This is a genomic window from Bacillus salitolerans (assembly GCF_042680805.1).
Lineage (GTDB): Bacteria > Bacillota > Bacilli > Bacillales > SA4 > Bacillus_CJ > Bacillus_CJ salitolerans.
In genome coordinates this window covers 148212-162605 of the sequence record NZ_JBHUEM010000003.1, presented here as the reverse complement: position 1 = coordinate 162605, position 14394 = coordinate 148212, and the positions used below count along the sequence as shown (strand labels likewise).

Annotated in this window: 19 protein-coding genes; 6 read left to right on the top strand and 13 right to left on the bottom strand. The window is 29.1% G+C overall.

Features of this window, described 5'->3' with window-relative positions; genetic code table 11:
* Positions 1 to 123: 123 nt before the first annotated feature.
* The 4 genes from ACFSCX_RS02420 (at position 124) to ACFSCX_RS02405 (ending at position 3102) form a co-directional block, all read left to right on the top strand.
* Positions 124 to 558, top strand: a complete 435-nt coding sequence (locus ACFSCX_RS02420; RefSeq protein ID WP_377926509.1) for a hypothetical protein — start codon at positions 124 to 126, stop codon at positions 556 to 558.
* Entirely contained in the window at positions 558 to 1370 is an 813-nt protein-coding gene (locus ACFSCX_RS02415; RefSeq protein ID WP_377926508.1) for a hypothetical protein, read from the top strand. Before ACFSCX_RS02420 ends, ACFSCX_RS02415 begins: the two co-directional genes overlap by 1 nt.
* Positions 1371 to 1632: 262 nt before the next feature.
* On the top strand, positions 1633 to 2496 hold the full coding sequence (locus ACFSCX_RS02410; protein WP_377926507.1) for a ComEC/Rec2 family competence protein: 864 nt from the start codon (positions 1633 to 1635) through the stop codon (positions 2494 to 2496).
* Between the two features lie 9 nt (positions 2497 to 2505).
* Entirely contained in the window at positions 2506 to 3102 is a 597-nt protein-coding gene (locus ACFSCX_RS02405) for a hypothetical protein (protein WP_377926506.1), read from the top strand.
* A gap of 1342 nt (positions 3103 to 4444) precedes the next feature.
* Here ACFSCX_RS02405 and ACFSCX_RS02400 read toward each other — a convergent pair.
* Positions 4445 to 4594 (bottom strand): hypothetical protein, encoded by a 150-nt coding sequence (locus ACFSCX_RS02400; protein ID WP_377926505.1) that lies wholly within the window; start codon positions 4592 to 4594, stop codon positions 4445 to 4447.
* A gap of 275 nt (positions 4595 to 4869) precedes the next feature.
* On the opposite strand from ACFSCX_RS02400, the gene ACFSCX_RS02395 reads away from it, so the two are divergent.
* Both ACFSCX_RS02395 and ACFSCX_RS02390 read left to right on the top strand, forming a co-directional pair.
* A complete protein-coding gene (locus ACFSCX_RS02395; protein WP_377926504.1) occupies positions 4870 to 5064 on the top strand; it encodes a recombinase family protein in 195 nt (64 codons plus the stop codon).
* A complete protein-coding gene (locus tag ACFSCX_RS02390) occupies positions 5045 to 5443 on the top strand; it encodes a recombinase family protein (protein ID WP_377926503.1) in 399 nt (132 codons plus the stop codon). Before ACFSCX_RS02395 ends, ACFSCX_RS02390 begins: the two co-directional genes overlap by 20 nt.
* Before the next feature lie 159 nt (positions 5444 to 5602).
* Here the strand turns inward: ACFSCX_RS02390 and ACFSCX_RS02385 are convergent, their stop codons facing one another.
* From ACFSCX_RS02385 to ACFSCX_RS02330, 12 genes are all read right to left on the bottom strand, one after another.
* Positions 5603 to 6421 carry an ABC transporter permease gene (locus tag ACFSCX_RS02385; protein WP_377926501.1) on the bottom strand — a complete coding sequence of 273 codons (819 nt, stop codon included), beginning with the start codon at positions 6419 to 6421 and terminating at the stop codon, positions 5603 to 5605.
* Between the two features lie 2 nt (positions 6422 to 6423).
* The gene (locus ACFSCX_RS02380; protein ID WP_377926500.1) at positions 6424 to 7413 is read right to left on the bottom strand and encodes an ABC transporter ATP-binding protein; all 990 of its coding nucleotides are present in this window, start codon (positions 7411 to 7413) and stop codon (positions 6424 to 6426) included.
* An 8-nt stretch (positions 7414 to 7421) separates the two neighbouring features.
* Positions 7422 to 8228 (bottom strand): ABC transporter permease, encoded by an 807-nt coding sequence (locus tag ACFSCX_RS02375; protein WP_377926499.1) that lies wholly within the window; start codon positions 8226 to 8228, stop codon positions 7422 to 7424.
* A 3-nt stretch (positions 8229 to 8231) separates the two neighbouring features.
* Positions 8232 to 8897, bottom strand: coding sequence for a CPBP family intramembrane glutamic endopeptidase (locus ACFSCX_RS02370; RefSeq protein ID WP_377926498.1), 666 nt, complete (start codon positions 8895 to 8897; stop codon positions 8232 to 8234).
* Positions 8898 to 9304: 407 nt separating this feature from the next.
* Positions 9305 to 9559 (bottom strand): PqqD family protein, encoded by a 255-nt coding sequence (locus ACFSCX_RS02365; RefSeq protein ID WP_377926497.1) that lies wholly within the window; start codon positions 9557 to 9559, stop codon positions 9305 to 9307.
* Positions 9559 to 10401, bottom strand: a complete 843-nt coding sequence (locus tag ACFSCX_RS02360; RefSeq protein WP_377926496.1) for a hypothetical protein — start codon at positions 10399 to 10401, stop codon at positions 9559 to 9561. The genes ACFSCX_RS02365 and ACFSCX_RS02360 overlap by 1 nt, the downstream gene beginning before the upstream one ends.
* A gap of 32 nt (positions 10402 to 10433) precedes the next feature.
* Positions 10434 to 11177 carry an HAD family hydrolase gene (locus ACFSCX_RS02355; RefSeq protein WP_377926495.1) on the bottom strand — a complete coding sequence of 248 codons (744 nt, stop codon included), beginning with the start codon at positions 11175 to 11177 and terminating at the stop codon, positions 10434 to 10436.
* Positions 11178 to 11207: 30 nt separating this feature from the next.
* Complete coding sequence (locus ACFSCX_RS02350; protein ID WP_377926494.1) at positions 11208 to 11804, bottom strand: hypothetical protein; 597 nt, start codon at positions 11802 to 11804, stop codon at positions 11208 to 11210.
* A gap of 5 nt (positions 11805 to 11809) precedes the next feature.
* The gene (locus ACFSCX_RS02345) at positions 11810 to 12292 is read right to left on the bottom strand and encodes a nucleoside-diphosphate kinase (RefSeq protein ID WP_377926493.1); all 483 of its coding nucleotides are present in this window, start codon (positions 12290 to 12292) and stop codon (positions 11810 to 11812) included.
* Positions 12285 to 12941, bottom strand: coding sequence for a dTMP kinase (locus ACFSCX_RS02340; protein WP_377926492.1), 657 nt, complete (start codon positions 12939 to 12941; stop codon positions 12285 to 12287). The genes ACFSCX_RS02345 and ACFSCX_RS02340 overlap by 8 nt, the downstream gene beginning before the upstream one ends.
* Positions 12938 to 13570, bottom strand: a complete 633-nt coding sequence (locus ACFSCX_RS02335; RefSeq protein WP_377926491.1) for a dTMP kinase — start codon at positions 13568 to 13570, stop codon at positions 12938 to 12940. Before ACFSCX_RS02335 ends, ACFSCX_RS02340 begins: the two co-directional genes overlap by 4 nt.
* Entirely contained in the window at positions 13506 to 14387 is an 882-nt protein-coding gene (locus ACFSCX_RS02330; RefSeq protein WP_377926490.1) for a phosphotransferase, read from the bottom strand. The genes ACFSCX_RS02335 and ACFSCX_RS02330 overlap by 65 nt, the downstream gene beginning before the upstream one ends.
* Positions 14388 to 14394 lie beyond the last annotated feature (7 nt).

Sequence of the window (14394 nt, the reverse complement as noted above, 5' to 3'; positions counted from 1 at the left end):
GCTACTTTCTCAGTTTAATGATCATACAGGACAGTTTAGTTACTATATTAATTCTTTCCGCCATAATACTCCGAATTATTACAATTATGTGTTATATTGGTAGTAGAACATGGGGGTGTAGCTATGGATTTTAAAATTGATATACCAACAGATAGTGATGGTTTTTACTCTCTACGATGTCCTCATTGTAAGGGGCGATTTAAAGCATCTGCAGGCGATATTGACGCAGATAATACATTAGAGTTATTCTGCCCTTCTTGTGGGTTGGTAGGGAAAAGTTCAAGTTTTATTCCAAGTGAAGTTATTGAACATGCTGAAACACTAGCTCTAAATTACATGCAACAAGAAATATATAAATCTCTAAAAAAAACTAGTAGGAAAATGAAGGGGTCTGGAATGTCCTTAGATGTGAAAAGACCAAGGGAAGAAACACCAAAGTTATTAACAGAAGATGAAAAATTAGAACAAATTGAGTTACATTGTTGCGATAAAATAATTAAAGTCAATATGGATCAAATAGTTTCTAACGTTTATTGTCCATTTTGTGGGGTGAATTAATGAGTCAAGAGATTCAACTTTCAGAGAAAGAATATAAAAAACTTTCACTCAACTTCAGAAAAGTTGCAAGTAGGTTTTTAAACTCTGACATTAATGAAGCAAAAGATAACTTGGATAGGTTTTTGATTTTTATAGAGGAATGTCCAACTATTAAAAAATTTATCCTAAACAATAATAATATGACTTTTGATATTGAAGAAATTTTGAGAAACCGAGATTACAATGACTACATAAAGTTACCAATACGAACCTCTGAAGAAATTGCATTTATATTTCAGATGCTCAACTATATATCTATAAATAATATTAATTATCATGGGTTGGTAGCTGGTTATGGAAGAAAATTTCAAGAGTCATGTGAAAACTTTCATAATCAAACTGTAAAACCTCTTGTCGATCACATTGTATCTTATTTAGGGGAGATGGCAATTGATATGGAATTAGATAAAAGATCAACCACTCAATTCAACATAGGTGATTTTAGAGGACAACTGAACCATGCAGAAGGACAAGCCTCAATAAGTGCTAACCAGACTTACAATGAGAACAAAGTTGAAGAATTAAAAGATATTGCTCAAAAGTTTGCTCAAGCATTAATGGAAGATACTTCTATTCCTGACCAAGATAAAGTGGACACAGTGGAACTAGTTGAAGCTGCAGTCCAAGAAGTTGAGAGTGAGAAGCCCAAAAAAGTAATAGTAAGAACAGCAATGGATCAAATAAGAACGATAAATGAAGTTGCTGGAGCAGGAACAAATGTAATTACTTTGGGTACTCAATTACTTCAAATGTTCCATAGCATCATAGGGTAACCATCTATTTAAGGTGGTTCTTTTTTATCCATGGAAATTAATGTACCAAATGTACTCTCTTTTTAAACTATACTGATTGTTTACTTAAGAACAGGATATTAGTATTACTTTTAAAGTATCAATAAAAAGCTCTTGTATAATTCAACTTAGAGAAGTATTAATTATTTTTATATCCAGACTTTTCGCGAATTAGAATTTAACAAAATATAAAATATTGAATAGGAGAACTAATGAATTTGTTTAAAAATTAGGGAGTGTTTAAATGGGGAATTTATTAGTGAAGTTTTGGGATGTGAACCATGGTCACGCAACTTATATAAGAAGCCCAAATGGTCGACACATAGTAATTGATCTAGGAAATGGTGAACTATTTGGGAATGAGAAGTTTAGTCCTTTATTACATTTGAAAAACCATTATGGGGTAGAGCAGTTAGATTACTGTATAATAACCCATCCACACTTGGATCATATTGATGATATTCTTAATCTAAATAAGTTGTCTCCTAAAGTATTAACAAGGCCAAATCACATACCTGAAAGAGATTTGTTAAATGGAGTAAGATTATCTGAATTACCTAAAATAAAGGAGTATTTAAGAATAAATAAAAAATATAACCGTGAAATAATTAATGGTAGTTATGACAATCCAGCTGATCCTGAGTTTTGGGGTGGTTTAGTAATTACACATTTTCATCCACTAGAATGTTCAACATCAAACTTAAACAATCAAAGTATTGTTACAGTATTGGAATACGCAAAAATAAAAATTGTTATTCCAGGAGATAATGAAGCTCCTTCTTGGAATGAACTTCTTAGGGATTGTAATTTCACAAAAAAAGTAGCCGATGCTGATATTTATTTAGCGTCACATCATGGAAGACAAAGTGGATACCATCAAGATGTTATGAAACTGATTAATCCAAGACTTACTATTGTTTCTGATTCTAAATATCATGAGAATAGTAATATTGATAGATACAGAAAGTATTCACGTGGCTGGGATGTATATAAAGATAATGTAGAAGTGAGACGATTTACGCTTTCAACATATAACGATGGAGTTATTACAGTTAATGCCGGACACAATCAAAACACCGGAAAATCCTATTTACAAGTAGACATTTAAGGGGGACAAATGGAAAATTTAAAGAACTATCAACCTCATATATTTGCTTTTATAATTATTAATTTATTAATAATTGGAATTGATAATTTTTTATCAATTGATATTAAGAATATAGATAAACCGGCAATTGTAAGGATAGTATCTATGCCATCAATTGCTGTATTATCTGCGTATGTAGTTAATGGATTACTCACCAGTGAAATGAAATTCAGAATTGTATTCTTTAAGTGGAAAAACCCTCTTCCCGCTTCAAGATTATTAAAAGTTATTAAAAAAGATTCAAGATTTGAAATAGAACAAGTTATAGAAAAGTTCGGTGAAATACCAATTGATCCGATTAAGCAAAATGCATATTGGTATCAAAAAATATATAAAATCAATCAAGATAAAGAAAAAATTAGAGATGCGCATCGTAATTTCTTAATGACAAGAGATTTAACAGCAATTTGCTTAATATTTTTTATTGCTTCTATCATTAATGTAATTTTATTTTCTGGAAGTATAAATCAAATATTAATCATTTTTATTGAATTTTTTCTTTTAAGATATGTTGCATCTAATTATGGACATAGATTAGTTACAACTTCTGTAGCTGAAGCGGTATAAAAATTTATTGGATTCTTATGAAAATTGGCATTGAAACAGTCTTGTTTTAGTTGAGAATCCATATGATTTAATAGAAATTAATTTGTATATTAATAGAGAAATATCAAATATATGAAATCGAGAGCGGCGTCGATTATGAGTATGTATAAGTGTAACTAGTAACGAATCAGCTTCTTCTCCTTAAGAATAATAAAAAATGTAGATCCCAGAGGACCTACATTTTTTATTATATAAATGACTCAACCTGTTGATTCAAGCATAATATTGTCACAATCATTTTCAAGCATAATGATGTAATGGTGACATTTTTATGCTTTAAGTCACAAAATGTGACTTGGACCATACTTTTGCCAAATATTGAACCATATTTTCGCCAATCCTTGGTATTACAGTCTTTTCATCAATCCTCTTTGAAAATTCCCCCTGCATTTCTTGTTCAAATTAACTTTTTGACACCGTTTAAACACTAACTTCCTCTACTTTAGGCAAGGATATGGTTCGATAACAAACTTTAGGCAAAAATATGATTCGTTTTGTTATTTCTAGAAATTCGAGGTATATCTTATCAAGCCCTTTGACTTTTTTCTAATCCTTCCAACCGATGTTGGTTTAGTATTAAGCCATCAATTCTGATGAGAACTACTGTCTTTTAAAAGTGGTTGAAGTTAGGACTTATGCTTCCCATAAAGATAAAAGGTATAATATCTTTAAAGTTTTATTACAAAAACGCATAAAATCAGGGGCTAAACGAAAGTGTAATACTTTAACGGTTATTAACGTTAATTACTTTAGTGCGTTTGCATAGACTCTTGGAATAAATTTAAAAAGCGATGCCTAACTAATAAGCATCGCTTTTTGATATGATTTTTGTTTCCGCACTCCACAAGGCTTGGATGGTGATCGCAGACATAAAGATGTAGTAGTGTTTACCTGAAAATCATATTTCATTTTCATCCCTCTACGTTAAATGTACCCTTTGTGAATTGTTAGGGTAATGGGCGTTAGCGTATCAAGTTGTTGAGCAACTATATCTCCAAGTAAAGCTTTAGACGATTTAGTTAAAACCATCATTAAAAGTTGTTTATGCAAGAGTCAAATTTGTAGATATTTAACAATGGCATATTCTTATTCGATACATTCATCCCGAATTCAGGTTCTTTATAATTGGGTCTATCTCTAAATAAATCATTTGGTTTTAAGAATGCGTTAGAAGGGATTAGGAAAAGTTCAGGTTCTCTATCTCCAGAAAATATTACTAGTGAAACAAATAAGTTTCTCTGTTGTGCATCCATATGCTTTTTTAAAATCAATACATACTCCGTAGGTCTTCTAATAGATTTCACTAAGACTTCAATGCTTTACCTTCTTTTGTTTTTACATAAAGATTTCTTTCCTTCTCAATACTTTGACAACCAAACTCTTTAAATTTTTCTATCACAATCTCTTTCGCTTTTTTATTTAATTCCTGATTTGTAAGAGTCATAAAACTCACTTTTTTCATCCCTTTATATTATAGATATCCTAACCTTATCTTAACTATTATCTACTATTAGCTGAAAATCCATTTTTATGATTGTCAACTGACAAATCCAGCCTACCCCAGCAGGATAATTCTAGCCCCGTTGGTCAAGTCCTCTATTTTTTAATTACAGAATAGAGATTAACGTTAGGTTCAGACATTCACTCATCACTTTGCATGGCTTGGAAGTCTTTTCTTTCATTGTAATGATCGACTAACTTCTTTAATCTCTTAGAAAAGTCTACACCTTGTATTCTATTGGTCTTCTTAAATATGAAAGTAAGAATAAAAAACTGAAATTGATCCCTGAAGAAGCCAAAGTAGTAAAATATATCTTTGAGAAATATGCTAATGAATTGTGGGTGTATAGAAAAATAGCATCTAGCCTTAATACACAAGTATTAAGACAAAAAATGGAAAAGGATGGACTTAAACACTGTTAAAACAATCTTTGAGAATGAGATGTACATTGGGAACACAAAATGGCGAGGTAAGATAAGTAAAGGTAAACATATCCCAATTATTGAAACGTCGCTGTGGGAAGAAAAGATAAAGGTCATGGGTATAAGAAGTTTTATTCCCGAGAAAGTATATCCTGGATCCTACCCACTTAGCGGTCTCCTGAAGTGTCCACAATGTGAACTTCAATGGTACAAGGAAATAGTAGCCAAGACTATAAGAACTATCAATTCAATAAAAATAAAAGCAGTGGTAACTATAGACTTTCTAATACTTCATCAATGCTTAGTAGTAAGTGGTGACATCGTTGCAACTTTATTATATTGCAAATACACTAGGACGCTCACCGCCAAAAGAATTTAAGAGAACAGACCTTATAAAACTGTTCAGTTTGGGTTGATATTCCAATGATTACTTCCTATTTTACGGGAGTTTTTAGATAAAGATAACACAAATTAATTAGACAAAACTTATTTAACTATTAATATCATCATTTAGTGGGTTAACTAAGTGTTGGTTATACTAGAATAAGGTCATAGAACCTGTCTCCTGTGAGTTTTGTTCTGCTTTTGCCATTATAAATTTAGTTATTAATACATAAATTATTAAATTTATTAACAAATATCCAACATCGTCTATCACCGTGGTAAGACTTTGCCCCCTAATTACAGTATCCCTAGAAATCTTTAGAACAAATGACAAAGGAAATATACTACTGATTATTTGTCCCCATAAAGGTAACATTAATATTGGTAGTCTAACACCTGAAAAGAAATTCATAGGTTCCAACACTATTTCGAAAAAAATTCCTGCATCTCTTGAAAATAATAAAACTGTATTTAGTAACCCGCCCCAAATAACTGCAGATAATGATAGTAGTAATAAAGAGAGGAAAATTGCCCACAGGTTAATTGATATAGTATTTCCATAATAAAAGAATCCAAGTACTGTAAAAATCAAGAATAACCAGACTCCTTCAATTAAATTTCCTAACGCTCTCCCGTATATCATTGCCATACGTGATACTGGAGAAAGGAAAATTATCTCAAGAGTACCTCTTGTTCTCTCATGGGACATCTGAAAAGCAGACTGTACCATTACAAAATAAAACATAAATCCTAAATACCCTATTAATAAAAAAAGTGGAAGTTCTTCCTTACTTAAAAAATTTAATAATAATTCGTTATCTTCAATTTCAAAAGGCTTATAGGAAAAATACGCAGAAAAAAACATTATAACTGGCCATATTAATAACGAAAAATAAATCATCTTATTATGAAAATTTATTAAATGACTTTTTTTAATTTCATAAAAAAATATATTTAAAGATTGATATTTCATAATTATTTTACACCTTCCAGGTTACTTATTACTTCCTCAAGATTCGGCCTTTCAACATTAATGGTTTTTATTTTTTCTCCTGAATCAAAAATACTTTGTATAATATCAGCAGAAATATCCACTTTACTTACGAATAACAGCTTTTTTGTATTCAAATCCCCTTCAGAATCAGTTATTTCTAGTGACCCTTGGTACTTTTGCGCTAATCTTTCCAATTTGCTGTGTAATGTAGATGAAAGGTTATTAATAATAATCTCAATTTTTATACCATCTGCATAATTATATATAATATTTTCAATTGTATCTTCTAATAATATCTTTCCCTTTTCCATTATGTAAACTCTGTCACACAGTTCTTCAATTTCTGATATATAATGACTGGTTAGTATGATTCCTTTCTTTTCTTCTAGCGCTAATTCCTGAATGTAATTTCTTAATTTTTTCGCCACTTTAACATCTAATCCAAGTGTAGGTTCATCTAAGAACAGATATTTTGGATCATTTATTAATCCTCTCGCAATTGAAAGACGTTGCTTCATACCTTTAGAGTATTTTTCTACTACCATGTCTTTAACATCATTTAACTCAACCTTTTTTAACAAAATATTAATTCTATTCCGTAATTCATCCCCTTTCAACCCGTACAAATTACCGAAATACTCCAAATTCTGATAACCAGTTAACCGATAGTACAACATTCTTTCTCCACCAGCTATCATATTAATTATAGACTTTACTTTAAGTGGATCAGTAACAGGATTAAATCCATTTATTGTAATTTCTCCTTTTGTTGGAGTTAATAATGTTGATAACATTTTTATAGTTGTAGTTTTTCCGGCACCATTCAAACCAAGTAATCCTACTATTTCTCCAGGTGAAACTGTTATACTAAAATCTTCTACTGCTATTTTATGTGAAATGTTTTTTTTAGCTAGTAAGCCTTTTCTTGATTTATTTATAAATTTTTTTTGTAAATTAGTAGCTTTTAACATATTGATTTCTACTCTCCAATTAATTCTATAATTTTATTTTCTACTTTTTTCAATAAAAGCATTCCTAATGATAAGTATAGGAAACCAATTATTAGTAAACTTCCCAAATTACTAATACTACTAGAAATACTATGCCCATGTATTACAACATCTCTAAAGGCATTTAAACTATGGGTTAAAGGCAATATATTACTAATAATTTGTATAGGATACGGAAGGTATTCTATTGGAAATGATACACCAGATAAAAATGCCATTGATACAAAAAGAGTATTCTGTATAATGTAAGTCTCCCTAAACCACACCATTATTGCACCTAATAAAATTGCTTGGGAAAAAAATGAGAAGAGTATCAGGACTAATACTATAATTAAACCAAAAATATTTATATTACTTAAATCTAACCCAAAAAACAGCCCCCCCAATAAGATTCCAACAAACTCAATTAAAACTATAAATAATCCATGAAGGAAACATCCTAAAAAATAGTTAATCCTATTACTTGGTGTCAATAAAATTGCCTCTAAAGAGCCTTGTCTTAATTCGCTTACTAATGATCTGCTAACAATCATTAGTAATGATACAGCCAATACATATACTGAATTACCAAGGATTATATATGTAATATAATCATATGATTGTGTATATTCGTAGAAACTCTCGTCTAATTTCCCACCAAACATAAACTTAAAGATTAAATATGAAAAAATAACCATATATAATCCACTTAAAATATTACCTAATATAGAGGAAATGGGAACAGCTTGTTTCATAGAACGATAATTTCTCTTATATGTAGCAATTATTGTGTTCATATTCTAAACCTCTAACTTTTGTTGAATTTTTTTAGGCACAAAATATTGTAAGAACGTAATCACAATATTTGGTAAATTAAAAAATAAGTGCCCTATAATTGGTATTAAAATATTTCCAGTGATGATATATGAAATTGACCATCCTAAACTTATAAAGAACAAAATTAAATAGGTTTTTAGTGTAAAACTTTTACGAGTGTCTTTTTGTAAGTAATGTACCCCTGCAAATAATAACGAAATAACCAAAATACTAAAAATAGCATTCCATTTGTTCATCATTTCGAAAAGTGCATACCTATAAAATATTTCTTCTACTATGGCGCTTCCTATTAGTGAAAACTCCATAACTATTAGCTTATGTAAAGGCAAAGGTTTAATAAGATAATATACATCGGTATTTAAATAGACTTCGTACTCTTTGAAAAGAATACCAAATCCTAAAAGGGAAATTAAAATAACTAATAAAAGTGACAAAAAAAAGGTTTTTTCAAATTCAAAAGATATAGAAGGAGCTCCCGTTAATAATAGTGGTAGAAGAAAAGGAATAAAAAAGAGAGAGTTTCTAATTAATGATGCAAATCGAAAGTCTCTGATTTTTGACCTAATCAATTGTGATAAGTAAAATGCCGTAAAGAAAATAAGAAGAACAATTAGAAATTGAGTTATCATTTGGACACCTCGAAATAAGTTATTATCCTACTAATAAAGTAAGAACTCAAAAAGTGTATATAAAAAGGGGGTACCAAGGATGTAAATAAGTAAATAAGTTATTTACTTATTTACTTATTTACTTATTAATTAGCGCTTATTATGTGCATAATATATTTACCCTTTAATCACAGCTGCCGGTACAGCAACTAGTTTAACAGATGGCTTTTTATACTTTTTCATGAACTCACCTCTTTCATTTATACCCCTGAAATAGCACGAAAATAAAAGGAGTATCTATGTATTGTTATAATTCAAAGTATTTACCCTTTAATCACAGCTGCAGGTACAGCAACTAGCTTAACAGATGGCTTTTTATACTTTTTCATGAACTCACCTCCTTTAATTTAGATACCCCCTTTTTATATTTACTTTATCTCTACTAAATTTAATTCAGATAAACTAGATATAAACCCTTTTATATCTTCAGATATAAAATCATAATCTACATTGTAGATTTTTGATACTTCCAAAATAAGATCTTTTAGATCTATATCATCAGTAATTATCTTCCAAATTTCATATCCGGTTTCATCTAGAAGAAATACATCATTGTTTAAACTAACGTATATCCTTCCATTTATTGATCTTATTTCTGAAAAAATATTTTTTGATACTAGCATTATTTTGACTCCTTTTCTTGTCTACTTTTAATTAAAGTCTGAGTTTTCTCATTCAATTCCTGACAAAATTTTAGACTTTCAACTAAATGCTTCCTAAAGTTTTCTACATTGAAAGGTTGATTATGGATTTGCATATATCTGTTTAATATGTCTTCATTTTTATGGCTTCTTTGATATCTCTCAATTTTTCTATAAATCCACTTGTTCCCTGGATTTGTTTCTCCATTTAGTGCCAAGTTAGCAGTTATGGCAATCTCACATATTTGTCTAATTAGAAAAAATGCAGTTCCGTAATCTTTAGATTGGTATGCACCTTGTAAATCTTCTAAAACCGCTGAATATCTGTTAGAATGATAAGTTGCTAAGAAATATTCTAAGTTAGAAAAAATAATTTGTGATTTAATTTCCCAAAAATCGTGATCATTTACTATAGGTTTTGCATAACGTAATCTATGTAATAAATCAACATCATATTTACTTATTCCAGTAATTCTATCATTACTGCTAAATTGTATTTCATTAAGTTTCTTTATAGTTACCATTAAAAGCTCATAAGAAATATAAGAAATATCATATCGTTGATTCTTTTCAATAAAATTTAAAACAACTGAGTTTTCTTCGAAAGATACCCCAAAATTAATACCTTCTTTATTATGTTCCATTAGTTTAATTAAATGTTCAGCTGTTGGAACTTTTTCACAAACAACAAATACATCAATATCTGAAGTTTTATTACCGAATCCTTCCATTTTTGACCCTGCCATGTATGCTGTTTTACAACTAGAAATTAAAGGACTCACGAATCTATGTATTTCTTTCTGGTCCAAAATGATATTTTCCAATCTAATACATCTCCAATTAAGATTTTTTTTATTTATTCAACTCTTTTTATAATAAAATCAATTACTTCTTCTATTTGCTCCTCTCTATTCTTACTACTTAACACTATTTTCGCTTTAGCTTTTACGTCATTTGGAGCATGGTTCATTACAAAACTGTATTGAAATCTATTAAACATTGATAAGTCATTATAATTATCTCCGACTACAACCACTTTTTCAGGATTAATATTTTTTTTATTAATAATATATTCAATTGCAGTTCCTTTATCTGTATTAAAAGGATGTATATCAACTCTATCCCACTCAGTAAAATCTAATTCGAAATTACTATTGTCGTTGAAACTCTCGAAAAAATTATTTATACTTTTAGTTTTAGATTTACAAACAATTCTCAACCAATGATAATGGTGGTAACAAATTGGTTCTTCATCCCATAAAAATGTCTTTTTTTCAGAACTTAATCTAAAATGAACCCCCATTAGTTTTGCTCTTAACACAACAGTCTGCACATCTTCTGTATCAAGAGTATTCCTCTTTAATAAAGTATTATCTTTATTCCAAATCTCACACCCATTTGATGAAATAACCGGTATGTTTAAATCTAAACTTTTAATAATCATTTTCATATCATCAAAATGTTTGCCACTGGCAATAGTAAATGGAATATTTTTCCCTGCAAGTCTTTTTAATAATTTCATAGTATTATGGGATGGCTGTGCTTTTTCTTCGGTTAGAGTTCCATCCAAATCAAAAACAACTAATTCTACATTATCCATATTTCCCTCCAAATATTTTAAAATAATGAGTTAATTATGAATTGGTGTCGTAAAATTAAGCTCTTTCAAAAAAGCAAAGAATGTTTCACTGAATTTATCCTTTATTTCAGAAAAACTATTCTGATCCACATTAATAGTCAAATTTTTAAATAAGTCATTGTATTGATTACTATCCTTAATTGCCTCTGTTATTCTACTATCCAGTTCAGTAGCATCCCATTTTCTGCTATATGTATTCTTTTGAATATAATGTCTTAGGTTAGAGAATGTTAGGTAAACAATAAAAATATTTTCACTCTTCTTTCTTAATTGCTCTAAGTCTTTTAACGAACAATTAATCACTATTATGTCATTAAATTCTAACTGTTTTATTATTTCTTTTTTTTCAATGCCATAATACCTTATACCATCTCCAGAACAAATATAATATCTTTTCAAATTACTCATAAATTCCGCTTTTGAGATATATTTATAGAAGCCATTTTTATCGTCTTCTCTAGGTTTTCTGGTAGTAATATGTCTAGGACTAGGTATACTATATTCATCATTGATAAAATTAGTTAGTCTTGTTTTGCCAGTACCAGGAGCACCAGTTATTGCAATAATAAATTTCTTTTTACCACACAATTTCTCTACCTCTTTATTAGTTTATATTTCTTAAAAAAGTCAGGAATCCATAGATTAACTTCTCTTATAAACTCACCAATGGAATCACTGGCATGAATTAGATTTGCACAACTACGGTCTTGTGATTCTGCTAATTGGTAAGAATCTTGGCCAAATTTACCTCTAATTGAATATTTCTTTGCCTTTGAAGGATCAGAAGCACCTATTAATTCTCTACTACGTTTAATAGCATTTTCACCTTGAATGACCAATAATAATACATTTTTATTTACAAAGTAGTTTGTAATCCACTCTTCTATTTTCTCACTGGTTATGTTATTTCTATAATGTTCGACTATCCGTTCATGCGTAACAACTTGAATATCAAGTTGAATAATAGAAAAAGAGTTTTGTATTATAGTATTTGTGATTTCTTGAACAAGATTTCTTTCTATTAAGTCCGGTTTATAAATCAAAAGATTCAATTCATCTTCATAAATTTCAATCATTTTTTCCTCCCATACGCAGTTTATTTTGAATATGATACTTTATTTCCTGATTAATACTTTCTTTACTGTTTTTCGCATTAATAAGAATTGTCTTACTAGAATATTCCTCTTTACTTAAGACTTTTAGATATAACCTTCGTTGTTCAGAAAGATATTTATAATAGTTCATATATTTATCATTTGAATAACTAATATCCTCACCTAAAATATATTTTGAGCGGTCATAAACATTCCCTTTTGCACGCTCCCAAACCGTTTCTGGTTCTATATCAAAATAAAATATTAAATCTGGTATCCTAGCAAATGAATATAAATTATATAAAGATTCTAAAGGAATACCTCTCAGATTATCTCTCACAAAAGATGTAAAGTAATATCTATCAAAAAATGCAAGATCTAACTTTGTTTTTAGATTTTTAATTATATCTTCATATCTATAGGTGAAATCTAAAGCATGAGCTAAAGAATAAGTTCGAGGTGAAAAGTTATCCTTTAGTTTTTGATCTTCTATAAAAGCATGTGTATCTGGATATGAATTCCAACTAGTAAAAATGCAATTATAATTTGAATTAAGTAAGATATCATTTTTTAAACTATCTATTTGGGTAGACTTTCCACAGTTATTTAATCCTTCAAATACAATAATCATTTTAACTTGTCCTTAACTTTTGATATAACATTGTTAAATACTGTTTCAAATGAATCATCTGCATCTATTACAAAAAAATTAGGATCGTTTCTATAATTTAAGAAGTTTCTCCGTACATCACCTTGAAATGTCAAAAAACTTTCTTCATATTTAGTATTTTTTGTAATGTCAACACCGGCTTCCCAATATGTTAGAGGTTCATTTTCTTTCAATTTCCGCCTTTCTAACCCTCTTTCCGGGCTAATATCTAGTAAAAAAGTCAAGTCAGGCTTGGGCAAAATCGACACGCTCTTCTCCAATACAGTTTGATTGAGCCCTCTTGCTAATCCTCTAGCTATTAATGTATAAGCATATCTATCACATACTACTATAGATCCCTTTTGCAATTCTTCACTAGCGTAAGTATCCACTTGATCTATTAGACTGGAAAGATGGAGATAATGATTAAGTGCAGGACTATATTTTTTTTCCTTCCCTTTCTTTATTGCATCTAAAGTAACCTCAGACATGTTAAATTTAATATTTCGTGCTTGAATTTCCCCTTTATTAAAATAATCTACAAGTTTAGAACAAAGACTTGTTTTTCCTGCTCCATCGTTCCCTTCTATAGCTATTAATATTCCTGTCATATCTACTTTCCTTTCTATTCAGAAATTTATTAAGATTCATATACCATAACTCCCAGGAATCTTTTATTTGTTTTGGATCATTTAAGTCGATTTCACCGATTGTTTCTAAATAGATTTTTTGATATATAACTTTTAATATATAAATTATGCATAAACTATAAACTCTCTCTTTTTCTCCAAAACTTAATTCATTTAGAAAAAACTCAATTTTTTCTAAATTTATTTGATTGTTAGAATCCAAAGAAAATTTAATTAAAGTGACAGCTATATCAAATAAAGGAGGTGCAATAACAGCTTCATCAAAATCTATTATGGATACAATTTTATTGTCACTCCAGAAAATGTTAGTTGGACTTATATCACCATGTACTACCTGATTAATAGATTCATATAAAACATATTTATGTTTATTAAATAAGTTCGTTAAATGCTGATCAATGTTTCTCTGCTCAAAAGGAATTATCTTAGAATTATTCTTGTAAAAAGTTATTGACTCAACCAATTTGGGAATCCCTTTAAAATTTTTAGGTAACGACTTATGGAGTTTTTTTATATATTTTGTAATTTCATTGAATTCTCTCTTACTGATATCTAATTTATGTTGCCCTTTAATTTCCTCCATTATCTGAATTGTATAATTTTTTTCTTCAATAAAATTATACTTACTATTAATAAAATTTTTTCTAATTAAGTGCTTATAGAGTCTTGTAATATGTGTGTTTTCTCTGTTTATAATCTTTAAAACAATATTAGAATTGTTTAAGTTTATCTTATATGTATCATTTGAAATACCATATTCAAACTTTTCAACAATCATTTCATTT